This is a genomic window from Ahniella affigens, from assembly GCF_003015185.1.
Classification (GTDB): domain Bacteria; phylum Pseudomonadota; class Gammaproteobacteria; order Xanthomonadales; family Ahniellaceae; genus Ahniella; species Ahniella affigens.
On record NZ_CP027860.1, the window covers coordinates 2,345,290 to 2,370,379 of the forward strand.

Consider the following 25,090-nt stretch of genomic DNA (forward strand, 5'->3'; position numbering starts at 1 on the left):
TCAAATTCCGGCAACAGCCCGTTGGCACCAGGACAGCAGCGGGCCGCCAAACAGGCCAAGACCAATCAACGCCAGCACGTTCAGGCCGAGTACCGTGCGGAACACCCAGTCGTTCGGGACGACCAGCGCGGCGTCGGATTTTGGCGCATCGAAATACACGACTTTGATCACACGCAGGTAGTAAAACGCGCCAACCACCGCGAATGCACCAGCGATCAGCGCCAGCCACAAGAACTTGCCGTTGATTGCAGCCATCAGCACTTCCAGCTTGATCAGGAAGCCGATGAAGCCCGGCACGCCAGCCAATGAGCCCATGACCACGAGCACCAGGAACGCGTACCAACTGTTCCGACTGTTCAGACCCGCGAAGTCTTCGATGTTCTCGGCCTCGAACCCGGAGCGCGACATCAACACAATCAGACCGAACGCTGCCGCTGCCGTGATGGCGTAACCAATGGCGTAGAATAGCGAAGCGGAAAAACCCACGACACCGCCACCAATCAAACCAAGCACCAGGAAACCGACGTGGCTGACCGTTGAGTAGGCCAGCATGCGTTTGAAGTTGGTCTGCGCGATGGCGATGAGGTTGCCGAGAATCAACGACAGCAACGACAACACGGCCAGCATGTTCGCCCAATGCTGCGACGCGTTGCCGAGCGCGTTTTCCAGCAAACGGTAAGCCATCGCAAACGCTGCGATCTTCGGCGCACTGCCGACAAACAGCGCGACCGCTGTGGGGGCGCCCTGATAGACGTCCGGCACCCACATGTGGAACGGCGCCGTACCAAACTTGAACGCGATACCGATCACGATGAACACGATCCCAAACAACACGAGCGTTGGATGCAGCATGTTGCTATTGATCGCACCGCGGATGCCCGTCAGGTCCAGTGTGCCAGTCGCGCCATAGACCATGCTCATGCCATACAGCAACATGCCGGAGGCCATCGCGCCAAGCACGAAATACTTCATGGCCGCCTCTGAAGCCAGCCCGTTGTCCCGATCCAACGCGACCAGTGCATAAGAGCACAGTGCGAGCAGTTCGAGCCCCAGGTAGATGGTCAGCATGGAGCCGCTGGACGCCATCAACATCATGCCCAAGACGGAGAACAGAATCAGCAGGTAGTACTCGCCGGTCATCAGCCCGCGCATTTCCAGGCTCGGCTTGGCATAGACCAGGACGAGTGATGAGCTGACCAGAATGAAGAATTTGGCGATTGTGGCCACACCGTCACGTACGAACATGCCGCTGAAAGCGCTGCCAAAGAGCGAAGCGTCCTGACCATTGCGCCAGACCAGAACGGCGGTGATGACCAGCACCAAGAGACTAAGATAGTGCGTCGCGGCCTTCTTGTCTTTTGGGATGTACAGATCGGCCAGCAACAGAATGCAGGCCGACAACGCGAGGAACGCTTCGGGCAGAATGGCCCAGAAGTCGAGCATCGACACAGGGCTCGGTATGGGGTTGGCAATCGTCACGGGTCGTTCCTCAAACTTTGACGCGCAGCAGCTGCGCAACCACTTCGTTGATCGAGCTGTCCATCAGGTTGGTCAGCGGCGCTGGCCACACGCCGACCAGCAGCACCGCGATCGCGAATGCCCCCAGCATCAGCGCTTCGCGAGCGTTGATATCGGTGAGATGACGGACGTGATCGTTGCCGATTTCACCAAACACCACGCGCTTGACGAGCCACAGCGTGTAGGCCGCGCCTACAATCAGCGTGACGGCGGCAGCCGCAGCAATCCAGGGGCTGGCCTGGAAGCTGGCCAGAATCACCATGAACTCGCCGACGAAACCCGAGGTGCCTGGCAAACCGCTGTTGGCCATACCAAAGAACACAAAGAACGCCGCGAACCAGGGCATCGTGTTCACGACGCCGCCGTAGTCCTTGATCATGCGACTGTGCACGCGGTCATACAGGACGCCGACGCACGAGAACATGGCACCCGAGATGAAACCGTGCGACACCATTTGCACCATGGCGCCCTGCAGGCCGAGCCGTGCTGCGTCCGTCGCGCCAGATTCGCGCGCGAGCGTGAATGCGATAAAGGTACCCAGCGTCACAAAGCCCATGTGCGAGATCGACGAGTAGGCGATCAGCTTCTTCATGTCTTCCTGCACCAGGGCAACAAAGCCGATATAGATGACCGCAATCAGAGACAGCGCAATCACGAGCCACGCGAGCTCGTGCGACGCGTCGGGCGTGATGGGCAGTGAAAAGCGGATAAACCCATAACCGCCGATCTTCAACATGATTGCGGCCAGCACAACGGACCCGCCGGTTGGGGCTTCAACGTGCGCATCGGGCAGCCATGTGTGCACCGGGAACATTGGCACCTTGACCGCAAACGCCAACAGGAACGAGAAGAACAGCCAGGTCTGCGCCGTCAGCGGGATGTTGGCCGCCGCGAGTTCGGTCAGGTTCCAGGTTCCCGTTTGCAGGTACAGGTAGATCAGGCCGATCAACATGAAGATCGAGCCAAAGAACGTGTACAGGAAGAACTTGATGGTTGCGTAAACGCGGCGCGGCCCGCCCCAAACACCGATGATGATGAACATCGGGATCAACATCGCTTCGAAGAACAAATAGAACAGCAGCGCGTCGGTGGCAGAGAAGACCCCGATCATCAACGCTTCCAGGAAGAGGAACGCCGCCGTGTACTGATGCACCTTCTCGTCGATGGCTTCCCATGCGCCGATCAACACCAGCACGCTGGTAAACGTGGTCAACACGATCAGGGCGACCGATATGCCGTCGGCGCCGAGGCTGTAGTAGGCATTGATCGAGTCGATCCAAAGCTTCGACTCGACAAATTGCAGGCCGCCGGCCTGAGCGTCATAGCCCAGATAAAGCGGTATGGACGCCGCGAGCGTCAGCAACGCAACGATCAGCGACACCCAGCGCGCGGTCGTGGCGCTGTTCCGCCCGAGCACGATGGTTGCGATACCGCCCAAAATGGGCAGGCCGATCAGCAGACTGAGAAGATGTTCGGTCATGTCGGTTGTCCCGTTACTTGAGCCACAGGAAAGCCGACAGCAGCACGATCAATCCAAGAATCATGGCGAAGGCGTAGTGATAGAGGAAACCGGTTTGGATGCTGCGGGTGATCAGCGACAGGCGGTCGATCAGCGCAGCGCTCCCGTTCACCAAGGCGCCGTCAATGACGGCCGTATCGCCCGCTTTCCAGAACCCACGGCCCAGCAGCACGCTGCCCCGTGCAAATACGGCCTGGTACAGCGCATCAAACCCGTACTTGTTTTCCAGAATTCGGGCAAGTGGCCGCAGCGTGTTGTAAGCCTTGGTCGCCAGTTCGCGATTGAACAGGTAGACGTACGCGGCCAGCGCAAAGCCGGCGAACGCCAGCCAAAACGGGAGCGTCATCAGGCCGTGGATTGCAAAGCCGGAGACAGAGTGGAAGTGCTCCGCCAGGTGGCCCAAAGGCTCACGGCTCGGATCCACGTAAATGGCACCCTGGAAGAAGTCGCCCAGCAGCATGGGTTTTGCGAAGAACCATGCGATGGCGACCGACGGGATCGCCAGCAACACCAACGGCACGGTGACCACCCAAGGTGACTCGTGCGGCGGATGCGCGAGCTCGCCGGGCGTGTGGTGATGGTCGTCGTGATCATCGTGGCCGTCAGCGTCGGCGCCGTCATGATGTTCGTGATGAGCCGGCGCGACCACCTTGAAGCGCTCCTGGCCATGGAACGTCAGGAACAACAGACGGAAGCTATACAGTGACGTGACAAAAACACCGAGCAACACAGCGACGTAAGCGTAGGTAAACACGCCGCCGTGCGAGCCCGAGGCGTGTTCGGCAGCAACAATGATCGCGTCCTTGGAATAAAACCCGCTGAAGAACGGCGTTCCAACGAGGGCCAGCGTGCCGAGCACACCGGTCCAGTAAGTGATGGGCATGTACTTCTTCAGCCCGCCCATGTGCCGCATATCCTGCTCATGGTGCATGGCCATGATCACGGAGCCCGCGCCAAGGAAGAGCAATGCCTTGAAGAAGGCATGGGTCATCAGATGAAACACCGCCGCGTTATAGGCCGAGACGCCGAGGGCAACGGTCATGTAGCCGAGCTGCGACAAGGTGGAATACGCCACTACCCGCTTGATGTCGTTCTGCACCAGACCAATCAGGCCAGTGAACAGCGCGGTGGTCGCGCCGGTGAATGCAATGAAGGCCAATGCCGTCTCAGACAATTCATAGAGCGGCGACATGCGTGCGACCATGAAGATGCCCGCGGTCACCATCGTGGCGGCATGGATCAACGCCGAGATCGGCGTCGGACCTTCCATGGAGTCTGGCAGCCAGACATGCAGCGGGACCTGCGCCGATTTGCCCATGGCACCAATGAACAGCAAGATACCGATGACCGTTGGCACGGCCCACGCGTGACCGGCGAGGATCTCGATCGTCTTGCCGCTGATCGTTTCGCGGTTCGCAAACACGGTCGCGTAGTCGAGCGAGCCGAAGTACCAGAGTACCGCAGCAATACCGAGCAGGAATCCGAAGTCGCCGACGCGATTGACGAGGAACGCCTTCATGTTCGCGAAAATGGCACTCGGGCGCTTGAACCAGAAGCCGATCAGCAGATAGGACACTAGGCCCACGGCTTCCCACCCGAAGAACAGTTGCAGGAAGTTGTTGCTCATGACGAGCATCAGCATCGAGAACGTGAACAGCGCGATGTACGAGAAAAAGCGCTGGTAACCCGGGTCTTCTTCCATGTAGCCGATCGTGTAGACGTGCACCATCAACGACACGAATGTGACCACTACCATCATCATGGCGGTCAGCCGATCGATCAGGAACCCGACATGGGCGCTGTAGCCGCCGATTTCGAACCAGGTGTAAAGGTTTTCGTTAAAGACCGGCGCGTTGTCGAATGCGAGCTGTTTGAAGACATAGAGCGACAGAATGCAAGACAGCGCCACACCGCCGATCGTGACCGTATGCGCGCCGATGCGGCCGATCTGCCGACCGAACAGGCCAGCCAGGATGGCACCGAACAACGGTGCGAGAGCAATGATGATCAATAGGGTCTTCATGACTCAGCCCTTCATGCTGTCGAGTTCTTCGACATTGATGGTCGAACGGTTGCGGAACAGCACGACCAGAATGGCCAGGCCGATCGCCGACTCCGCCGCTGCGACGGTCAGAATGAAGAACACGAATATCTGCCCGGCCGCGTCGCCGAGAAAGCTGGAAAACGCGACAAAGTTGATGTTCACCGCGAGCAGCATGAGCTCGATGGCCATCAGCAGAATGATGACGTTCTTGCGGTTGATGAAGATGCCGGCGAGCGCGATGCAGAACAACACGGCGCCTAAGGCCAGATAATGGCCGAGACTGATCATGGCGTCGGTTCCTCCTGCTTGGCCTGCTTCGGCAATTCGACCAGGCGAATGCGGTCACTGGCCCGCACTGCGGCCTGCTCAGATGGGTTCTGAGTGCGCACGTTCGGGCGATGTCGAAGCGTGAGCGCGACTGCGGCGATGATTGCCACGGTCAGGATCAATGCTGCAACCTCGAACGCCAACACATAGTCGGTGAACAGCACGCGACCGAGCCACGCCGTATTGCTGAATCCGGCGGCAGCTGCGGGGTCGCCGGCGGGCCCAATCTCTTGCATCTTGCCCTGGCCCAGCAGACTGAGCACTTCGACCAACATGATCACGGCAACCGCGATGCCCGAAGGCAGATAGCTCGCAAAACCCTCGCGGCCCGGCAGCACTTTGATGTCCAGCATCATGACGACGAACAGGAACAGCACCATCACAGCGCCAACGTAGACCAGGATCAGGGCCAGCGCGAGGAACTCCGCCTTGATCAGAAGCCAAGTGCAGGCCACCGTAAAGAAGGTCAAGACCAGGCTCAGCGCCGCATGCACGGGATTCCGTGACAGGATCACCCCCAGCGCAGCGCCGATGGTGACCACCGCGAATCCGTAGAACAGAATCAAGTCGTAACTCATATCGGCCTCACCGGAATGCCGCGTCTTGAGCGCGAGCCTCTGCGATCTGCTGCTCGTAGCGATCACCAATGGCCAGCAATTTGGCCTTGGTCATGATGTTCTCGCCGCGCTGCTCGAAGTGATACTCATGAATGTGCGTCTCGACGATCGAATCGACCGGGCAGCTTTCCTCGCAGAAGCCGCAGAAGATGCACTTGAACAGATCGATGTCATAGCGCGTGGTGCGACGTTGGCCGTCGCCACGCGGTTCGGAGTCGATCGTGATGGCCAAGGCCGGGCAAACAGCTTCGCATAGTTTGCAAGCAATGCAGCGCTCCTCGCCATTCGGGTAGCGACGCAGCGCATGCAGGCCGCGGAAGCGGTTGGACTTGGGCGTGACTTCCTCAGGGTACTGCAAGGTGTATTTGGGCTTGACGAAGTACTTCCCCGTCACGCTCATGCCTTTGATCAGTTCGAGGAGCAACAGACTCTTGAAGTAGCGAGTGATCTTTTCCATAAGGGGCTTCCCGTCAGGTGCCTGCTACGAACACGCCGGCATAGGCCATGATGCCCGTGGCGAAGATCCAGGCAATGCACAACGGAATGAAGACTTTCCAGCCCAGACGCATGATCTGGTCATAGCGGTAGCGCGGGAACGTGGCGCGGAACCACAGAAAGAGGAAGGCAAAGATAAAGGCCTTAATGAACAGCCACCACCAACCATCGGCCGACAGCAGCGGAATACCCAGACCCTGAAGCGGCGACAACCACCCGCCCATGAACAGCAACGCCGCGAGGAAGCAGATCAGGATCATGTTCGCGTATTCCGCGAGGAAGAACAGCGCGAAGGCAGAGCCTGCGTATTCGACATGGAATCCGGCAACGATTTCCGATTCACCTTCAGCCACGTCAAATGGCGCGCGATTGGTTTCGGCGACACCCGAGATAAAGTAGATGATGAACAGCGGCAGCAGCGGCCACATGAACCACTCGAACATGCCCGCGTTGCCTTGCTGCGCTTCGACGATCTCTGTCAGGTTCAGTGACCCGGCAGAAATCAAGACGCCGACCAGGCACAGACCCATTGCGATTTCGTACGACACCACCTGGGCGGCACTGCGCATGGCGCCCAGGAACGCGTACTTGGAGTTTGACGCCCAGCCCGCCAGGATGATGCCGTAGACGCCCATCGAGGTCATCGCGAGCAGGTACAACAGACCGGCGTTCAGGTTGGCAATGCGTGTCTGGTAATCAAACGGAATCACCGCCCACGCCGCAAACGCAGGTGCTAGCGCCAGGATGGGTGCCAGCCGGAAGAGCCATGGGTTGGCCTCGGCCGGAATCACCAGTTCTTTGAACAGCAGCTTGAACACGTCGGCAAATGGCTGGAGGATGCCCTTGCCGATATAGACCGGCCCGTAGCGAACCTGCATCCAGCCGATGACTTTGCGTTCCCACAACGAGTAGAACGCCACCGCGATGATCAATGGCAGCGTCAGCACCACGATCTTCAGCAGATTCCAGATCAACAGCCCAGTGGTTGGCCAATCGACAAACCAACCCATGAAGGTGCCGTGCACTTGATTGACGAATTCGCTGATCATGCCTCGCTCCGCGTCACCGTCAGGGGGCTGCCCATCACGCCCAATTTGAGACTGGCGTCCTGAGCTGATTCGATCCAAGCCGCGCCAACCGGGACGCGCTCGGTCACCAACAGTGCCAATTCAGCCTCGCCCTGCCCGCTCTTGACCTTGACTGTTCGCGCGTCCTGAATCTGCAGTCGCTTTGCATCCGCGGGATGCACCGCAACCGTGGCCGAAGCGGCAATCGGCGTGCTCTGCAACGCCGGGCTGCGGCGCACCGTTGCATCGACCGAGTAAGGCGCGACTGTCGCGACCAAGCGGAGCCCATCGCCGGTTTCGCTTTGCGCAGCAAGGGTCGTCGATTCTGCCGGCGTGTCGCTCGATGCCGCAGCGAGCACCTTGGCGACGTCAGCATGTACCTCGGCAAAGTCGTTGTACGTAAAGCCTGGCAATTCCAGATTGCCGGCGAGCGCCCGCAATACGCGCCAGCCGGGACGCGACTGGCCGGGCAGCTTCGCGCTGGCGGATTGACGCTGCACCGTGGCATCCACGTTCACGAGACTGGCGTCGATCTCGGGTGTCAAACCGATCGGCAGAATCACATTCGCACGAGCCTTCAGCGCATCATTCGCATAGGCGGCGAATGCAATCACGGATTTGGCGGCCAGCAACGCGTTTTGCGCCGCGGCCATGTCGGCGACGTCGTACGGCAGCTCAGCCCGATAGAGGATCAGCGTTTCCGGATTCGCGCGCAGGGCCTCGCCGACGGCCTTGCCCGACGTTGGCAAGACATTCAGCGCATTCAGACCTGCGGCATTGGCGCCAGCCGGGACTTCGTTACAGGCTGCGCCAGTCGCTTGCGCAATGAAGCGTGCAAGCGCGCGCAGCACCGACGCGTCGGCGTGCTGGTGCGCGGTATCACCCACGAGTACGAGCTTGCTTGAAGCGGCTTGCAGCGCGGCGATGGCAGCGCGGGCGCGGTCATCGGCGATCGCGCCTTGCAGCACGTTCTGAAGCGCGGTCGGCGCAGCCGCGCCCGCCTCTACGGCCGCCTTCGCAAGGGCGGCGAGACTCGCCACTTGCCGCGACGGCTCGCTGACCCACTGGTCGGCACAGTCGAAATGGAACTCGAACGCAATGGGGTTGATGGCGAAGACCTTGGCACCATGCTTCCAAGCTTTGCGGATGCGATGACCGAGCAGCGGCTGATCGAGTCGTGGGTTGCTACCCACAATCAGAATGGCACCGGCACGTTCGATCTCAGCCAGCGGCATCTGGAAACGCGGCAGCGACGCCGTTCCAGCTTGCAGCCGCGAATCGATCACGCGCAATCGGTGATCGATCTGCTCGATACCCAGCGCACGGAGTACCTTGCCGACAAGATAGCCTTCCTCGTTGCTCGTCGCCGAACCAACGAGTGCCGCCGCGCTGCTGCTCTTGGCTTGCTTCAGCAACTTGGCGGCGCCTTCGAGCGCCTGCTCCCAGCTCGCCTCACGCAGCACGCCGTCCGTATCACGCAGCATCGGTGCGGTGACGCGGTCGGCGGCAAGCAATCCTTGGTGCGAATAGCGATCGCGGTCGGACAACCACGACTCGTTGATGGCCTCGTTGGCACGTGGTACGACGCGCAGCACTTCGCCGCGACGAAGGTGCACGAATTGGTTCGAACCCAGCGCATCATGATCAGCAATTGCGTCGCGCGCGATCAATTCCCAAGGCCGAGCACGGAAACGAAAGACCTTGTTCGTCAACGCGCCGACCGGGCACACATCGATGATGTTGCCACCCAACTCGGATTCGATCGACTTGCCGATATACGTGCCGATCTCGGTGTTTTCGCCGCGACCAATACCGCCGAGCTCATAAGTGCCAGCGATCTCGCTCATGAAACGGACGCAGCGCGTGCAATGAATGCAGCGGGTCATTTCGGTCGCCACCAACGGACCGATATCTTCGTCGGCGACTACCCGTTTGCGTTCCGCAAAACGCGACACGGAGCGGCCGTAGCCCATTGCGACGTCCTGCAATTCGCATTCACCGCCCTGATCGCAGATCGGGCAGTCGAGCGGATGGTTGATCAGCAGGAATTCCATGACGTTGCGCTGCGAGTTCAATGCCCGCGCGGTTTGCGTCCAGATCTTCATGCCTTCCATCACCGGGGTCGCACACGCCGGCACTGGCTTTGGCGCCTTCTCGACGTCGACCAGACACATGCGGCAGTTCGCGGCGATCGGGAGCTTCTCGTGATAGCAGAAGCGTGGCACGGGGATCTTCGCGGCATCCGTCGCGTGAATGATCATCGAGCCTTTCTTGACCTGCATCGGCCGACCATCCACCTCGACATTCACCATATCGGGCGGGGTATTCGGAGTGACTGGTTGCGCGCTCATGCCGCCTTCCCTACTTCTGAATCAACGATCGAGCGCTTGTGCTCGATGTAGTACTCGAACTCATGCCAGAAATGGCGCAGGAACCCCTGCACAGGCCACGCGGCGGCTTCGCCGAACGCACAAATCGTATGGCCTTCGATCTGGCCTGCGGCTTGTTTCAGCATGTGCACATCCTCGATCGACGCTTTGCCGTCGACGATGCGCGTCAGCATGCGATACATCCAGCCCGTGCCTTCGCGGCACGGCGTGCATTGGCCGCAGCTCTCGGCATAGTAGAAGCGCGCGATGCGCTGGCAAGCACGGACCATGCACGTCGTATCGTCCATGACGATGACGGCACCGGAACCAAGACCGGAGCCAGCCTTCTGGATCGCGTCGTAGTCCATCGTCAGGCCCATCATGGTGTCCGCCGGCAGCACCGGCATCGACGACCCACCCGGAATCACAGCCTTGAGCTTACGCCCCGGGCGCATGCCACCGGCCATTTCCAGTAAATCTTTGAATGGCGTGCCGAGACGGATTTCGAAGTTGCCAGGTTTTTGCACATGGCCAGACACCGAAAACACTTTCGGGCCACCGTTGTTCGGCTTGCCGAGTTCGAGGAACCACTGCGCGCCGTTGCGAATGATCGCCGGGACGGATGCGTAGGTTTCGGTGTTATTGATCGTGGTTGGTTTGCCGAACAGACCAAAGTTGGCCGGAAACGGCGGCTTGAAGCGTGGTTGGCCCTTTTTGCCTTCCAGCGATTCCATCAGCGCGGTTTCTTCACCGCAGATGTAGGCGCCAGCACCGAGCGCGCCATAGATGTCGATATCGACACCCGTGCCTTTGATGTTCTTGCCCAGCCAACCGTTCGCGTACGCCTCTTTCAGCGCTTCCTCGAAATGCTCAAACGGCTCGTGATGGAACTCGCCGCGTAGGTAGTTGTAGCCGACGGTTGAGTTCGTTGCGTAACAGGCAATCGCCATGCCTTCGATCACGGCATGCGGGTTGTAGCGCAGGATATCGCGGTCCTTGCACGTGCCCGGTTCCGATTCGTCGGAGTTGCACAGGATGTACTTCTGGCCCGGTGCATTGCGCGGCATGAAGCTCCACTTCAAACCGGTCGGGAAGCCGGCACCGCCACGACCACGCAGCGACGACTGCTTGACCGTTTCGATGACCTGCTCGCGCGAGATCGGGTCGGTGAGGACCTTGCTCAGCGCCTGATAGCCACCAGCCTTGATGTAGCTGTCGTAGCTCCAGGGCTTGTCGAAATGCAGGGTCGTGAAAACGACGTTGTGTTCTTGCGGGGCGGGACCGACGGCCATGGGCGTCCAGTGCTCACTTAAGGTTGTCAATGATGGAGTCGACCTTCTCTGCCGTCAGCCGCTCGTGATAGTGGCCATTGACCACCATCATCGGGGCGCCAGCACAGGCGGCCAAGCATTCTTCTTCCTGTTTCAGGTAGACGCGACCATCCGCGGTCGATTCGCCCAGCTTGATGCCGAGCTTGCGCTCGCATTGCTTGACGATGCCCTCGGCGCCATTCAACCAGCAGGAAATGTTTGTGCAGATCGCGACATTGTTGCGACCGACGGGCGTGACTTCGAACATCGAGTAGAAGTTCGCCACTTCGTAGGCCCAGATCGCGGGCAGGTCCAGATACTTCGCGACGGCCGTGATCAGTTCGTCGGTCAGATGGCCGTGGTTCTGCTCTTGTGCCGCGAACAACGCCTGCAGCAGCGCCGAGCGCTTGCGCTCAGGCGGGAATTTGGCGAGCCAATGATCGATGTGCTCGCGCGTGTGCGCGGTCAGCACGACCTGGGGATCGACATTTTTGACTTGCTCGTAGTGACCAGTGGCTTTCATAACATTCTCAACGATCGATTTCGCCGAACACCACGTCGAACGTGCCGATCAAGGCAACGACGTCCGGCAGCATGTGGCCGCGGGCGATCTCGTCCATCGCTGACAAATGGGCAAAGCCCGGAGCGCGCAGTTTGACGCGGAACGGCTTGTTCGCGCCGTCCGATACTAGGTAGCAGCCAAACTCGCCCTTCGGCGCTTCCACGGCGGAATACACTTCGCCAGCCGGCACGGAATAGCCTTCCGTAAAGAGTTTGAAGTGATGGATGAGCGCTTCCATGTCGTCCTTCATTTCCTCGCGCTTCGGCGGCGAGACCTTGAAGTTACGAAGCATGACCTCGCCTTCGTTGGCACGAAGCCAGCTGACGCACTGTTTGACGATCCGGTTCGACTGTCGCATTTCGGCCATGCGGACGAGGTAGCGGTCGTAGCAGTCGCCGTTCTTGCCGACTGGAATCGCGAAGTCGAATTGATCGTACGCGGCGTATGGTTGCTTGCGACGCAGATCCCATTCAATGCCCGAACCACGCAGCATCGGCCCGGACATGCCCCAGGCAAGCGCCTGCTCAGGGGACACCACGCCAATGCCAACGGTACGCTGCTTCCAGATGCGATTGTCAGTCAGCAGGGTCTCATACTCGTCGACACGCGCCGGAAAATCGTCTGTGAACGCATCGAGGAAATCCAGCATCGAGCCTTCGCGCCAAGCATTCATGCGCTTCAGGTCGCTGCCCTTGTGGAAGCGCGATTCCTGATACTTCGGCATGCGGTCTGGCAGATCACGATAGACGCCGCCTGGTCGGTAATACGCAGCATGCAGACGCGCGCCGCTGACCGCCTCGTAGCAGTCCATCAGCTCTTCGCGCTCGCGGAAGGCGTATAGGAACAGTGTCATCGCACCGAGGTCGAGTGCATTCGAGCCGATCCACATCAGGTGGTTCAGAATGCGCGTGATCTCGTCGAACATCGTGCGGATGACTTGCGCGCGAGCCGGTGCTTCGACACCCAGCAGTTTCTCGATCGCCCGCACATAGGCGTGTTCATTGCACATCATCGACACGTAGTCGAGGCGATCCATGTAACCGATGCTTTGGTTGAACGGCTTCGACTCGGCAAGCTTCTCGGTGCCGCGATGGAGCAAACCCACATGTGGGTCGGCACGCTGGACCACTTCGCCGTCCATTTCCAGCACGAGGCGCAGTACGCCGTGGGCTGCCGGATGCTGCGGTCCGAAGTTGATGGTGTAGTTGCGGATTTCTTGCATGGCTTACTTCCCTGCCTTGCCAGCGGCGGCTTCGGCTTTGGCCTGGGCGTAGCGGGCGTCCTCGCGGACCACGCGCGGCACGCCAACACGTGGCTCGATGCTCACCGGCTCATAGACCACGCGCTTCTTGGCTTCGTCATAGCGCACCTCGACGTTGCCAATCAGCGGGAAGTCCTTACGGAATGGATGGCCGATGAACCCATAGTCGGTGAGGATGCGCCGGAGATCCGGATGGCCTTCGAACAGAATGCCGAACAAGTCAAACGCTTCGCGCTCAAACCAGTTCAGTCCACGCCACACATCGAGCAGCGACGACACCACCGGCAACCCATCGTCGGGTGCAAACGTGCGCATGCGCAGCCGACGGTTGTGCTTCAACGACAAGAGATTGACGACGACGGCAAACCGGTTCGGAATGTGCGCCGACTCCGGGCGCTCGGCCCAGGTGAAGCGCCCCGGTCCAAAGCCTTCGACACCGCGCGAAAAGCCTTCGCCGCTGACATTGGACGTATCCCACTCATCATCACCATAGCCAAGAAAATCGACGCCAGACAGGTCAACGGCCTGTTCGAATGCAAAGGCGTCGTCATCGCGCAGGCTGCGCGCGACCGCGAGCCAATCGCCGACGCGCACATCGATCTCGACCACATCGACCGCTTCCCGCACGGCCAGCAACTGCTCGCCAAAACGCGTCTTCAATTGTTCCGCAAACTGGGCGTGTGCAGTCATGGCTCAGGCCTTCTGCAGGAACTTGGGCAAACGATCCGCAATCGTGTTGGTGCGGCGGATCTTCTTCTGCAACTGCAGAATGCCCCAGACCAATGCTTCGGCGGTGGGTGGGCAACCCGGCACGTAGATGTCGACCGGCACGACGCGATCGCAACCACGCACCACGGAGTAGGAATAGTGGTAGTAGCCGCCACCGTTGGCGCATGACCCCATGGAGATGACCCACTTCGGATCAGGCATCTGGTCGTAGACGCGTCGCAGCGCAGGCGCCATCTTGTTGACGAGCGTACCGGCCACAATCATGACGTCGGACTGCCGCGGGCTTGGCCGGAACACCACGCCGTAGCGATCCAAGTCCAAACGGGCAGCGCCGGAATGCATCATCTCGACGGCGCAGCAGGCCAGACCGAAGGTCATCGGCCACATGGAGCCGGTGCGTGCCCAATTGATCAGCGCATCGGCCGACGTGAGCGCAAAGCCACGCTCCAGGAGCGGGTTATCACCATCCGGGCGCAGAATATCGTCGACTTCGCCGATCGGCACCGGATTGTGAAAGAAATCGGTCTTCACTCCCATTCGAGTGCCCCTTTCTTCCAGACGTAGACAAAACCAATGACGAGCAAGGCCAGAAACAGACCCATTTCGATCAAACCAAAGAGTCCCAGGTCGCGGAACACAACGGCCCACGGAAAGATGAAGGCGATTTCCAGATCGAACACAATGAACAGGATCGCCATCAGGTAGTAGCGCACATCGAACTTCATACGCGCATCTTCGAAGGCACCGAAGCCGCATTCATACGGCGTGAGCTTTTCGGCGTCCGGGCGTCTTGGCCCGAGAATCGTTCCCAGACTCAGGAGCGCGATTCCGATGATGGTTCCTACCCCCAGGAACATCAGGACCGGCAAATACTGCGACAGATCCATTGGGTGTTTCCTATGCTTTGAAAGCTTCAAAAAAAGAAGCCGCAACGCGGCTTCATTTTGGAATAAGTGGTGCCCAGAAGAGGACTCGAACCTCCACGACTTACGTCGCTACCACCTCAAGGTAGTGTGTCTACCAATTCCACCACCTGGGCACAGGATTTAATTATAGCGCGTTCAATCAGTTTTGGCTGCCCTCGGCATCTTTCTTTTCGACCTCAACGGGAGCCGTTGCAGTCGCCGGGGCGACGTCGATGGCAACCGGTGCCGTTGCGTCAGGAGCCGCAGCAGGCGTCTGAGCAGGCGTTGCCGCAGGAACGGATGCATCCGTCGCTGCACCCGTTGGCGCCGGCACAGTCGGATCGACCGGCTTGGCGTCAGCCTTCGGTGCATCTGCCGCTTTCTGCGCAGCGACTTCTGCCGCCATCACGCCCAGATCCGGGCCAGTCGTTGTGCGCGAACGCGAGATGAACGCGCCCATGCCGATGCTGATTGCAAAAAATCCAATCGCGAGCCACTTGGTGCTCGACGACAAGAAGTTGGCCGAGCCGCGCGCACCGAACACGGTGCCGGACGCGCCGGAACCGAAGCCAGAACCGGCCTGCGCACCAGGTCCGCGTTGCATCAGAATAAAGCCGATCATCGCAATCGCAACGACCACATAAAGCGCCAGCAAAAACTTTTCCATGAATCTCAGCCTCTGATGCCTGGCTTACCGGGCTGCCGCAATGATGCTCAGGAACTCCTGAACCACCAACGAGGCGCCACCGATCAAACCACCATCAACATTCGGTTTCGCAAAAATCGCTTCCGCATTGCCGGCTTTGACACTGCCGCCGTACAAAATCCGTAGCGAGTCCGCAATCATAGCATCTTGTTTGGCGATTCTGCTACGGAGAAATGCATGCGCCGCTTCAGCCTGTTCAGGGCTGGCCGTTTTACCCGTGCCAATCGCCCAGACCGGCTCATAGGCCAGCACGGCATTCGCCAACGCGGCAACTCCGGCGCGCTGGGTCACCGCATCGAGTTGACGGGCGAGTACCAATTCGGTCTCGCCGGCCTCACGTTCTGCCAGGGTCTCGCCCAGGCACAGGACGGGCAACAAGCCATGTGCCTGGGCCGCCACGAACTTCTCAGCGACTTGCGAATCATTCTCACCATGACCGTGCCGCCGTTCGGAGTGCCCGACCAGCACCAAGGTGGCGCCGAGCTCTTTCAACATCGGACCGGCGACGTCGCCCGTATAGGCCCCTTCTGCCTTCGGGCTGAGGTCCTGCGCACCCAGCTGAACCCGCGAACCGGCGGTCAGTTGCGCCACCTGGGCCAAGTAGACGTATGGCGGGCATACGGCGACTTCACAGTTGCCTTGGGGCAATCCCGCCAACACATCGGTCACCAGCGCCTGGTTGCGCGCCAGACTGCCAAACATTTTCCAATTACCAGCTACCAATTTGCGTCGCATGGGCGATTCGCGTCTGAAGGATCGATCAGGACATGATATCGGTTGGTGGACGTGCCGCCAATCCGGATCAGAAACCCGATCATTCTCCAGGCCGAAAAGACCATCGGCACGACAACCCTCTGCTAGCCTCCTCGGCCTTCAACGTCGCAAAGATTCTTTGTCATGACCCAGACTGCATTGATCACAGGCGCCTCGGCTGGTATCGGCGCCGAGTTTGCCCGGCAATTGGCCGCCAGCGGCCACGACCTCATCCTGACGGCGCGTCGGCTTGACCGGTTGCAAGCGGTGGCCAACGAACTCAGCAGCCAGCACGGCATTCGAGTCCATTGCATTGCCGCTGATCTGGCGGTGCCAGCCGACGTCGAGCGTCTGCTCGCCGACGTCCTGCAACTCGGCTGGCCGGTGGACTTGTTCGTCCAGAATGCCGGCTATGGCTTGCCTGGGCGCTTCCATTCCGAGCCCATGGCAACGCACCGGCAATTCATTGAGGTGATGATGACGAGCCCGTTGGCACTGATTCATGGCCTGTTGCCCGGGATGCGTGCCCGTGGCCGCGGGCGCATCATCAATATCGCGTCGCTGGCCGGCTTCATGCCGGGCTCGGACGGTCATACCCTTTACGGCGCCTGCAAGGCATTCTGGGTCAAAGTCAGTGAATCGCTCTCGCAGGAGAATCGCTCGCACGGCGTGCGGGTGCTGGCGCTTTGCCCGGGATTCACGTACTCCGAATTCCACGACAGCAATGGCTCGCGACCGCTCGTCAGCAAAATGCCCAAATGGCTGTGGATGCAGGCTAAAGACGTCGTCCGCGAAGGCCTCAAAGCCATCGAGCAGGACCGCATCGTTTACATCAATGGCTGGCACAACCGATTGATCAAGGCAGTGGTCACCACGATGCCCGACCGGCTCGCCCGCGCCTTTTCTGCGCGCCAGTCACGGCGATTTCGAATCACCAAGGATTAGCGCCCGGACCATTGGGTTGCTCGCGACACTTTGCGAAGGCGCTCAGCGGTAAATCTCGCCAATGCAGCAGCGCAGACTGCCGCCGGCCTTTTCGATTTCATCAATCGCGACCGGCACACACGTAAAACCGAATGCCGCCAATTTGGCGCGCGACTGGGGTCGCAACGCGGTGTCGGCTGCGGCACTCAACATGACGTGCCGATCCGACACTGCGAGGCAGTTACCAACAAACGCGGCTTTTTCTTCGTCACTCAGCCAGATCACGGCGTCCCCGTAGAGCGCAGCGATCGCGTCGGCATCGTCGGAATTTGCGAGCGACGCGCGATGCAACACCAGTGCCCGTCCGGCCAACACCGACATCACCACGTTGGTGTGATACTCGGTTGGCAGCAGCGGAAACGCAAACGTGGCGCGCAAGCGGAAGGCATCATGCATGGCCAGGAGGCCCGCCTCGTTGACTCGCTCACTCATCCCGCAATAGCCAAGTCCGCGCGCGCGGTCAATGATCAACGGACCAGTCAACTCAGCAACCACTCCGGGCGCATCGATCCGCACGACCTCAACCCCGAGGTCGTCGCGAAACCATGCTGGCAAGTCATGCCGATGGGATTCTCGCTGCCGTACCGGATGCTTCATGGCGCCAATGATCAAGCGACCGGGCACCGACGCAAAGACGTTATTCGGGAACACGGCATCGGGCGTCTCAGGCGAACCCGGGAACACGTGAACCGGAAGGATCGATTGCAGGACGCGCACGACATCGGCGTGTTGCGCCAATGCCCGTTCGGCGTCGTATCCGGAATCTGCCATATAGACGTTGTCTTGAGCCGATTCCAAGGCCTTGGCAAAGCCGATCGGACTGACCAAAAACGCCGCATCCGGTGCTGGCTTGCCCCAGTCGGTTGCCGGCGAGCGTTGTGCGAAGTCGTGGGTCCAGTGGCGTGCGTCGCGAATTACCATCCGGCGGCATCCCTCGGGTCAGTAGGCTTGGGCGGCGGCGTCATGGCCTGAGTCAAGGTCACGGCCGCCAACGCCTGAAACAACAGCATCGGGTCGGTTTGCGGCTTCGGTGCACCGTCGCTCAGTACACGCCGAAAGCTCCGCGCGCCGGGCAGGCCTTGGAACAGGCCAAGCAATGGCCGGATCGAATGGGCGATACCCTCGCCTTTCGCCAACCGCGTCGACACGTAGTGCGCATATTCGCGCACGACTTGCTCGCGGCTCGGCGGCTCAAAAGCCGGATTCATCAGCGCCTGCTCTGCAAGAGCCAGAACATAGGGCTCGTGCCAGGCGATCCGGCCGAGCATCACGCCGTCGAGCTCATCCAATGCGGCCGCCATAGATGACACCGTGGTGAGGCCGCCATTCAGCACCACGGTCAATTCCGGATGGTTGGCTTTGAGCCGGAACGCGCGCGGATAATTCAGCGGCGGAATCTCGCGATTTTCTTTCGGGCTCAAGCCTTTCAGCCAAGCCTTGCGCGCATGCACGATAAAGACCGAGCAACCCGCAGCGGCGACGGTATCGATGAACCGTTGAAAGTCGTGATCGTCGTCCTGATCATCAACGCCGATCCGGCATTTGATGGTGATCGGAATTACACCACCCGCCGCATCCTGCATCGCGCGAAAACAATCTGCAACCAGCGCCGGCTCCAACATCAAACACGCCCCGAATCGACCACTCTGTACCCGGTCACTCGGACAACCACAATTCAAGTTCACCTCATCGAAACCGGCATCGACCGCGATACGCGTGGCGGCAGCCAATGTCGTCGGATCCGAGCCGCCCAGTTGGAGCGCCAGCGGATGTTCGGAAGCCGAGAATTCCAGTAGACGCGCCCGATCGCCGTGCAGCACCGCGTTAGCGTGCACCATTTCCGTGTACAGCCGTGCCGATGGCGACAACAGACGATGGAGCACCCGACACTGGGTCGTCGTCCAATCCATCATCGGCGCGACGCACAAGCGCCAGGGGTTTGGGGCGGTGTTCATGTCAGGTAGCAAGGCCTGGGCCGGAATCGAATCGCGACGCTGGTTAATGGGTGATTGCGGCCGGGGGCAGGCGCACCCGGATCGGATTCCATTGTCCCAGGACCGACCGGAAAGTCCAAGCCGCCAAATGGGTGTTGCGGTGGCGCGCGTCACGATGAGTCCACCGCGAACACTCAGACCTGCAATCAGTCCGGCACGTGCCTAGGCTTATCGCTCCAGATTCAAGTACCGGCTTCGCACTGATTCACGCATCTGAAGCCACCAAAAGATGACACCTGCGCCTTGACGTTCAGCACAAAGCTCAGGACCCTTGCGGCAAAGACTCAGCGCTTGGTTCTGAGTTAAGCAAATGCATGGGATCACAGACATGAACGACGAGACGCTCAACTCCGGCACAAAAGCGCCAGCATCGGACCCAATCAGCGCGCCGGCCGAGCCAGGCGCGGTGCTCGGGCCGGTGTTGATTCATCCCAAAGAGCGACTGATGGCATGCGTCGGCGCTGCATTCTGGTTTGCCTTGCTGCTGACCGGTCCGAGCATTGCGCTCAGCGTGTTGCTGCATCTCGGTTTCGCCGCCGCAGCGTTGATCGCGCTGGCCATCGCCGTCGGCATCTGGCTCGGTATCCGCTTTGGCCAAGCCGAACACGCGCACTACGCAGTGTCGCAATTGAGCGATGGCCTGTTGGTCAAGCGCGGCGTGTTTTGGCACACCGAAACGTTTGTGCCGCGTTCGCGCATACAACACACCGAGGTCAATCAAGGGCCGCTCGATCGCAGCTGGGGTATGGCATCGCTCAGTCTGCATACGGCGGGTACCCACGTTGAAAAGGTCACGGTAAGCGGCCTGTTCCGCCACGATGCCATTCGGCTGCGCGACGAACTGTTGGATCGACAGGCAGGCAGCGATGGCGCCTGAGTCCTCTATCTTGCTTGGTGAGGAGCGCCGGCTGCATCCGATGTCTTGGTTGTTCGCGATGCTGACCCAGCTCCGCCCGTTCTTGTTGCCACTGCTGATTTTTTTGTTTCTGGGCAAGGGCAACTCTTGGGAACTTTGGGCTGCCCTGGGCGCCGTGTTTGCGGCCGCCTACGCGTTCGTGCATTCGCTCTTTTATCGCTATCGGGTCGATCGCGACGAACTGGTAATTCGCGAGGGACTTTTGGATCGGACAGAGCGTCATATTCCGTTTGCCCGGATCCAGAACGTCGTCCAGAAACAGAATGTGTTGCACCGTCTGTTCGGCGTTACGGAGCTGACGTTGGAGTCGGCAGGCGGCCAGGAACCAGAGGCCCGCATGCGGGTGCTAAAACTTGCTGATGCCCGCGCGCTGGAACTGCTGCTGCGTCGGCAAGGTCAAGCGCACGCCCCGGTCGGCGACAGCGCCGCCTTAAGCACAGAGCAGACGGACACGCTGCTGCAACTGCCAACGATCGAGGTGATCAAGCTCGGCCTGATCTCGAATCGCGGCATGCTGTTGATTGGTTCGGCGGCTGCGCTTTGGTCACAGTTTGGCCCGGGCTGGTCCAACAACTGGATCAAAACTGGCGCGAAATGGTTTGGCCCTTGGTTCAATGATGCCGTGCACGGCAAAGACCTGTTCTGGAATACGATTGTGCCTGCCGTGCTCGTGTTGCTGGCGCTGATGGCCGGCATGCGGTTGCTCTCCGTCATCCTGGCACTGCTGCAATTTCATGGCTTTCAGCTGACGCAGCACGGCGAACGCCTGAGTACTGAAGCGGGACTACTGTCGCGTGTGCGCGCAAGTGCACGCCCCAAACGCATTCAGCTGTTCCTGAAGCGCAGCACCTGGCTGTCTCGGCGGTTCAACCGAGAGATGCTGAAGGTCGATATTGCTGGCGGGGGCGCCGTCAAGGCTGCCGACGAACACGCCCGAGTCAAGTGGTTGGCGCCGTTGGCGCGCCCGGAACAAGTCCAACAGCTGTTGGGCGAATTCGCGCCGGGCAGTCAGGACACCGCGCTCAACTGGCAGCCACTGCACCCACGGGCGTGGATTCGGCGATGCCGCTGGCCAGCCATCATCAGGTCTATGCCCGCGCTGCTTGCGACGTTTGTATCGTGGTTTGGACTCGTGCTCTGGATTCTGCCGGTTTGGAGCATTGCCGAAGCACGCGGTTTTGCCCGCTTCAGTCGCTACGCCATCACCGATCGCTACTTCTTTTGGCGGAGTGGCTGGTTCGAGCAGCAGACCGTCATCCTGCCCATCGACAAAATCCAGGTCATCCGCATTCAACGCTCACCGTTCGACCGTCGCGCTGGCATGGCCACGCTCAACATCGACACCATGGGGGCCGATTCGTTCGGTCAACCCGTTCTGGTGCCCTACCTTCCCGAAGCGACCGCGCGCGAACTCGCAGCCCTGTTGCGAGCGCGTTTGTTGGAGCATTGCGCTCCGGTCGCTGCACCAGCCCCTGCCGCGATACCGAGCGAACTGGCATCGGAGACCGGCATCTGAACAAGCGTCTGCCCCGCTCTATTTTGCTGCTTGCGGCCATCATCGGGCTGTTGTGGTTCGCATGCTTCCCGCTAGCAGTTACCACTCGGACCGTGTTTGATCCCGAATTCCGGCGTGGCGCCGTGCCAATGGCGAGCTACCGGAATCTGGAATCCATTTGCCGTGGTTATCCCGATTGGGCCCGAGAGCGACTCCAGAGCAAACGCGCTGCGTCACTGTCGCTCGGCGATGTTTCGGGAACAGAGTGGCCGTTACTCGGCACCGTCTTCCTATTCTGGTCGGTGGAGCAATTGCAGCGGGACTGGCAAACACGCCAATTTTCGGGTCCCGCACCGGTCGACATTGCCCACGCATGTCTCGAAACGGGCGCGGCATTGCTCGCGGATCCAACGCAAGCGGACTGGGTCCAGCGCCATTGGGGCGATGACTACTTGCACGAGAAGAATCTCTTTTACCGGATGATGTTGATTGCCGGCTTGGACAGCTATGAGCGACTGACGGGCAACCCTCACTACCAGTCGTTACTGCGCGAGCAGGTATTGGGTCTCAGTGCTGAGTTGGCGCGCTCGCCGACAGGGCTTCTGGAGGATTATCCCCACGAGACCTATCCCGTTGACATCCTGCTCGCCTACGCCGCGCTTCAACGGACCATGCAACGACTGGAACTCCCATTCGAAGCGTTCGTGGCGCAGAGCTGGCGCGCCTTCTCCGGTCCCGTGCTTGATCCGGCAACCGGCCTTCCTGGGTATCTGGTTGATTGGCAGACCGGGCAACCCTGGCAACCAGCCCGCGGCGTAGGCCAAAGTGCGATGCTCGCGTTTGCACCTGAGCTCTGGCCGGAGCGTGCAACGGATTGGTTCGAGCGTTATCAGCAGCAGTTTTGGCAGGAACGCTTTGGTATCGCTGGGTTCCGGGAGTTTCGGCTGGGCCGAATCGATCATCTGTATGAGTTCGAGGTTGATGCCGGCCCCATGGTGCTCGGTTTTGGTGTCGGTGCGAGCGCCTTAGGCCTAGCCGCCGCCAGAGCGAACAACCGTACCGATATCGCCGTGGCGCTCGCGGCCGAAGGCTTGGCGCTCGCCTGGCAAACACCGGACGGCACCATGTTGGGCCCAAGACTCCTGTCGAACCTGAGTGACGCGCCGTATCTGGGGGAATCTGCGCTGTTGTTCGTGATGACGCGGCCGCTGCCAAGCCGCGCGCAACAGCCACAACCCGTCCCGCCAATTATTTGGTGGGGCTTGCTTCTGGGCTGGTTGACGAGTCTTGCATTTTTGACTAGCGCGGTCCGTCAGTTGATACGGCTTTGGCGCGCGCGGTCATCAGCAGAAGAACCAGCCTCGCTCTGGAGCCTCTGAAACCACTCAGGACCCGAGTCCGGACGCGAATCAACCATCAGCCAGATTGATCCAAGTCGCTTTGACCTCAGTGTATTTCTCGAACGCATGCAGCGACTTGTCACGCCCGTTGCCGGATTGCTTGTAGCCACCGAACGGCGCCGTCATGTCGCCGCCATCCCAGTAGTTGACCCAGACGCTGCCGGCCCGCAATTTGCGCGCGACGCGGTGGGCACGCGTGATGTCGCGCGTCCAGAGGCCCGCCGCCAAACCGTACTCGGTGTCATTGGCGATGCGCAGCGCTTGTGCTTCGTCGTCAAACGGAATCACAGCCAGAACCGGGCCGAAGATCTCTTCGCGCGCGATCGTGTGCGTCGGCGCAACATGCTTGAAGATCGTCGGCTCGATGTAGCAACCATTTGCGACCGGCTCGGCGCGCGCGCCACCGTGCACGAGCGCCGCACCGTCTTGTTGCGCGCGCTCGATATAGCTGAGCACACGGCGCGTCTGCCCTTCATCGACCATCGCGCCCATGCTGGTGCTCGGGTCCAGCGGATGCTTCGGACTCATGATCTGGCTCGCCTTGGCAACCAGCGCAACAAACTCATCGTGGATTGAGCGCTCCACCAGCAGCCGGGATGCCGCCGTGCAGACTTCGCCTTGATTGTAGAAAATACCCATCGCGGCCGCCTCAGCGGCCTTGTCCAAGTCCGGCGCATCGGCAAAGACAATGTTCGGGCTCTTACCGCCGCATTCCAGGTACACGCGCTTCATGTTCGAGCGGCCAGCGCATTCGAGCAGATACTTGCCCACCAGCGTCGAACCGGTGAATACGAGCCCATCCACATCCATGTGCAGCGCGAGTGGTTCGCCAGCGGTCTTGCCATAGCCTGGCAGCACGTTCAACACACCGGGTGGGATCCCCGCCTCGAGCGCCAGTTCGCCGAGTTTGAGCGCTGTGAGTGGCGACTTTTCGCTCGGTTTCAGTACGATTGAATTGCCGGTGGCTAGTGCCGGCGCAATCTTCCACGTCGCCATCAGCATGGGGAAGTTCCACGGCACGATCGCGCCGATCACGCCAAGCGGTTCGCGCGTGATCAAGCCCAGTTCATCCGGGCCCGTTGCGGCAACCTCACCATAAACCTTATCGATGGCCTCGCCTGTCCAACTCATGCACCGAATGCTCGCCGAGACATCGACTGCAAGCGCATCGCCAATGGGCTTGCCCATGTCCAGCGACTCCAGGAGCGCCAGTTCGTCGCGATCGCGCTCCAGGAGTTGCGCGAATTTGATCAACGTCTTCTTGCGATGGACGGGCTTGGTGTTGGACCAGACGCCCGATTCAAAGCTAGCGCGTGCAGCGGCCACGGCGCGTTCGACGTCTTCGGCCTGACAATCGGCCACCTGCGCGAGCACCCTGCCGTCGATCGGACTCAGACACGCGAACTGCTTGCCTGAGCGCGCCGGCACCCATTCGCCATTGATCAGTGCCAGATTCGGAATACGGACTTTGCCCGCCAATTCCAGCCAGTCTGCAAAGGTTTTCTTGCTCATGGGTTGCCTCAGAAAGTGGGTGGTGTGGAAGCGCTGACCAGAATGGCCGGGCCCTTGCCAACATTGCGGAATCGGTGCGGCTTGCGGCTTTCGAAGTAGTACGACTCACCCGGACCGAGAACGCGGACGACATCGCCAACCGTGACTTCCACTTTACCCTGAACCACGACGCCGCCTTCCTCGCCATCGTGGCTCAACATGGTGTCGCCGGTATCGGAGCCAGGCGGCATGACCTCGCGCAAAATGCACATCTGCCGGTTTTTCCGGCGTTGCCCAACCAGGTAGTAGTGGATGTCATTGTTGCCGAGGTCGGGCATTTGCTCGGGTGCGTAGAACGGGTCGTCCGCTGCCTCATCGGGCAGATCAAGGGTGAAGAACTCGGCGAGCGAAATGGGGATCCCGTCGAGCACCTTCTTCAGGGAACTGATCGACGGACTCACCTTGTTCTGTTCGATCAGCGAAATCGTACTGTTGGTCACGCCGACGCGCTTCGCCAGTTCGCGCTGACTGAGGCCTTTGGCCTTGCGCACCGCCATCAGACGGATACCGATGTCCACAGAACCTCCAGAGTGATGCGAAATAATTAACACCTGACCGAGCTGGGGTC

24 protein-coding genes and 1 tRNA gene are annotated in these 25,090 nt (G+C 60.2%); 4 read left to right on the plus strand and 21 right to left on the minus strand.

Features of this window, described 5'->3' with window-relative positions:
* The 17 genes from nuoN to tpiA all read right to left on the minus strand — a co-directional run bounded on the left by nuoN (nucleotide 1) and on the right by tpiA (nucleotide 16,164).
* Nucleotides 1–1,473, minus strand: coding sequence for an NADH-quinone oxidoreductase subunit NuoN (gene nuoN, locus C7S18_RS08940; RefSeq protein WP_425481099.1), 1,473 nt, complete (start codon nucleotides 1,471–1,473; stop codon nucleotides 1–3).
* A gap of 16 nt (nucleotides 1,474–1,489) precedes the next feature.
* Nucleotides 1,490–2,998, minus strand: coding sequence for an NADH-quinone oxidoreductase subunit M (locus tag C7S18_RS08945; protein WP_106891233.1), 1,509 nt, complete (start codon nucleotides 2,996–2,998; stop codon nucleotides 1,490–1,492).
* A gap of 13 nt (nucleotides 2,999–3,011) precedes the next feature.
* On the minus strand, nucleotides 3,012–5,060 hold the full coding sequence (gene nuoL / locus C7S18_RS08950; protein ID WP_106891234.1) for an NADH-quinone oxidoreductase subunit L: 2,049 nt from the start codon (nucleotides 5,058–5,060) through the stop codon (nucleotides 3,012–3,014).
* A gap of 3 nt (nucleotides 5,061–5,063) precedes the next feature.
* Nucleotides 5,064–5,369 carry an NADH-quinone oxidoreductase subunit NuoK gene (gene nuoK, locus C7S18_RS08955; RefSeq protein ID WP_106891235.1) on the minus strand — a complete coding sequence of 102 codons (306 nt, stop codon included), beginning with the start codon at nucleotides 5,367–5,369 and terminating at the stop codon, nucleotides 5,064–5,066.
* Entirely contained in the window at nucleotides 5,366–5,986 is a 621-nt protein-coding gene (locus C7S18_RS08960) for an NADH-quinone oxidoreductase subunit J (RefSeq protein ID WP_106891236.1), read from the minus strand. Before C7S18_RS08960 ends, nuoK begins: the two co-directional genes overlap by 4 nt.
* Before the next feature lie 7 nt (nucleotides 5,987–5,993).
* Complete coding sequence (gene nuoI / locus C7S18_RS08965; RefSeq protein WP_106891237.1) at nucleotides 5,994–6,482, minus strand: NADH-quinone oxidoreductase subunit NuoI; 489 nt, start codon at nucleotides 6,480–6,482, stop codon at nucleotides 5,994–5,996.
* Nucleotides 6,483–6,495: 13 nt separating this feature from the next.
* The gene (nuoH, locus tag C7S18_RS08970) at nucleotides 6,496–7,566 is read right to left on the minus strand and encodes an NADH-quinone oxidoreductase subunit NuoH (protein ID WP_425481100.1); all 1,071 of its coding nucleotides are present in this window, start codon (nucleotides 7,564–7,566) and stop codon (nucleotides 6,496–6,498) included.
* On the minus strand, nucleotides 7,566–9,938 hold the full coding sequence (gene nuoG, locus C7S18_RS08975; RefSeq protein WP_106891238.1) for an NADH-quinone oxidoreductase subunit NuoG: 2,373 nt from the start codon (nucleotides 9,936–9,938) through the stop codon (nucleotides 7,566–7,568). Before nuoG ends, nuoH begins: the two co-directional genes overlap by 1 nt.
* Nucleotides 9,935–11,248, minus strand: coding sequence for an NADH-quinone oxidoreductase subunit NuoF (gene nuoF, locus C7S18_RS08980; RefSeq protein ID WP_106891239.1), 1,314 nt, complete (start codon nucleotides 11,246–11,248; stop codon nucleotides 9,935–9,937). The genes nuoG and nuoF overlap by 4 nt, the downstream gene beginning before the upstream one ends.
* Before the next feature lie 13 nt (nucleotides 11,249–11,261).
* A complete protein-coding gene (gene nuoE / locus C7S18_RS08985) occupies nucleotides 11,262–11,789 on the minus strand; it encodes an NADH-quinone oxidoreductase subunit NuoE (RefSeq protein WP_106891240.1) in 528 nt (175 codons plus the stop codon).
* Nucleotides 11,790–11,796: 7 nt separating this feature from the next.
* Nucleotides 11,797–13,050, minus strand: a complete 1,254-nt coding sequence (locus C7S18_RS08990) for an NADH-quinone oxidoreductase subunit D (RefSeq protein WP_106891241.1) — start codon at nucleotides 13,048–13,050, stop codon at nucleotides 11,797–11,799.
* 3 nt (nucleotides 13,051–13,053) lie between these two features.
* Nucleotides 13,054–13,779 carry an NADH-quinone oxidoreductase subunit C gene (locus C7S18_RS08995; protein WP_106891242.1) on the minus strand — a complete coding sequence of 242 codons (726 nt, stop codon included), beginning with the start codon at nucleotides 13,777–13,779 and terminating at the stop codon, nucleotides 13,054–13,056.
* 3 nt (nucleotides 13,780–13,782) lie between these two features.
* Entirely contained in the window at nucleotides 13,783–14,355 is a 573-nt protein-coding gene (locus C7S18_RS09000; protein WP_106891243.1) for a NuoB/complex I 20 kDa subunit family protein, read from the minus strand.
* On the minus strand, nucleotides 14,346–14,705 hold the full coding sequence (locus tag C7S18_RS09005) for an NADH-quinone oxidoreductase subunit A (protein WP_106891244.1): 360 nt from the start codon (nucleotides 14,703–14,705) through the stop codon (nucleotides 14,346–14,348). Before C7S18_RS09005 ends, C7S18_RS09000 begins: the two co-directional genes overlap by 10 nt.
* 67 nt (nucleotides 14,706–14,772) lie before the next feature.
* Nucleotides 14,773–14,857, minus strand: a tRNA-Leu gene (locus C7S18_RS09010).
* A gap of 26 nt (nucleotides 14,858–14,883) precedes the next feature.
* A complete protein-coding gene (gene secG, locus C7S18_RS09015; protein ID WP_106891245.1) occupies nucleotides 14,884–15,390 on the minus strand; it encodes a preprotein translocase subunit SecG in 507 nt (168 codons plus the stop codon).
* 24 nt (nucleotides 15,391–15,414) lie between these two features.
* Nucleotides 15,415–16,164, minus strand: coding sequence for a triose-phosphate isomerase (gene tpiA / locus C7S18_RS09020; protein ID WP_106891246.1), 750 nt, complete (start codon nucleotides 16,162–16,164; stop codon nucleotides 15,415–15,417).
* 162 nt (nucleotides 16,165–16,326) lie between these two features.
* Here tpiA and C7S18_RS09025 point away from each other — a divergent pair, with 162 nt between their 5' ends.
* Nucleotides 16,327–17,127, plus strand: coding sequence for an SDR family NAD(P)-dependent oxidoreductase (locus tag C7S18_RS09025; RefSeq protein ID WP_106891247.1), 801 nt, complete (start codon nucleotides 16,327–16,329; stop codon nucleotides 17,125–17,127).
* Nucleotides 17,128–17,169: 42 nt separating this feature from the next.
* Here C7S18_RS09025 and C7S18_RS09030 read toward each other — a convergent pair whose 3' ends face one another.
* Together C7S18_RS09030 and dusA are read right to left on the minus strand one after the other, a co-directional pair.
* The gene (locus tag C7S18_RS09030; RefSeq protein ID WP_106891248.1) at nucleotides 17,170–18,087 is read right to left on the minus strand and encodes an arginine deiminase-related protein; all 918 of its coding nucleotides are present in this window, start codon (nucleotides 18,085–18,087) and stop codon (nucleotides 17,170–17,172) included.
* Nucleotides 18,081–19,121 (minus strand): tRNA dihydrouridine(20/20a) synthase DusA, encoded by a 1,041-nt coding sequence (dusA, locus tag C7S18_RS09035; RefSeq protein ID WP_106891249.1) that lies wholly within the window; start codon nucleotides 19,119–19,121, stop codon nucleotides 18,081–18,083. Before dusA ends, C7S18_RS09030 begins: the two co-directional genes overlap by 7 nt.
* Nucleotides 19,122–19,488: 367 nt before the next feature.
* Here dusA and C7S18_RS09040 point away from each other — a divergent pair, with 367 nt between their 5' ends.
* The 3 genes from C7S18_RS09040 to C7S18_RS09050 all read left to right on the plus strand — a co-directional run bounded on the left by C7S18_RS09040 (nucleotide 19,489) and on the right by C7S18_RS09050 (nucleotide 22,950).
* Nucleotides 19,489–20,037, plus strand: a complete 549-nt coding sequence (locus tag C7S18_RS09040) for a PH domain-containing protein (protein ID WP_170113189.1) — start codon at nucleotides 19,489–19,491, stop codon at nucleotides 20,035–20,037.
* Between the two features lie 40 nt (nucleotides 20,038–20,077).
* Nucleotides 20,078–21,592, plus strand: coding sequence for a PH domain-containing protein (locus C7S18_RS09045; protein ID WP_170113190.1), 1,515 nt, complete (start codon nucleotides 20,078–20,080; stop codon nucleotides 21,590–21,592).
* A 92-nt stretch (nucleotides 21,593–21,684) separates the two neighbouring features.
* Nucleotides 21,685–22,950 (plus strand): hypothetical protein, encoded by a 1,266-nt coding sequence (locus C7S18_RS09050; RefSeq protein WP_146151839.1) that lies wholly within the window; start codon nucleotides 21,685–21,687, stop codon nucleotides 22,948–22,950.
* Between the two features lie 30 nt (nucleotides 22,951–22,980).
* Here the strand turns inward: C7S18_RS09050 and C7S18_RS09055 are convergent, their stop codons facing one another.
* Together C7S18_RS09055 and C7S18_RS09060 are read right to left on the minus strand one after the other, a co-directional pair.
* Nucleotides 22,981–24,483, minus strand: a complete 1,503-nt coding sequence (locus C7S18_RS09055) for an aldehyde dehydrogenase (protein WP_106891253.1) — start codon at nucleotides 24,481–24,483, stop codon at nucleotides 22,981–22,983.
* Between the two features lie 8 nt (nucleotides 24,484–24,491).
* On the minus strand, nucleotides 24,492–25,040 hold the full coding sequence (locus C7S18_RS09060) for a cupin domain-containing protein (protein ID WP_106891254.1): 549 nt from the start codon (nucleotides 25,038–25,040) through the stop codon (nucleotides 24,492–24,494).
* Nucleotides 25,041–25,090: the final 50 nt, after the last annotated feature.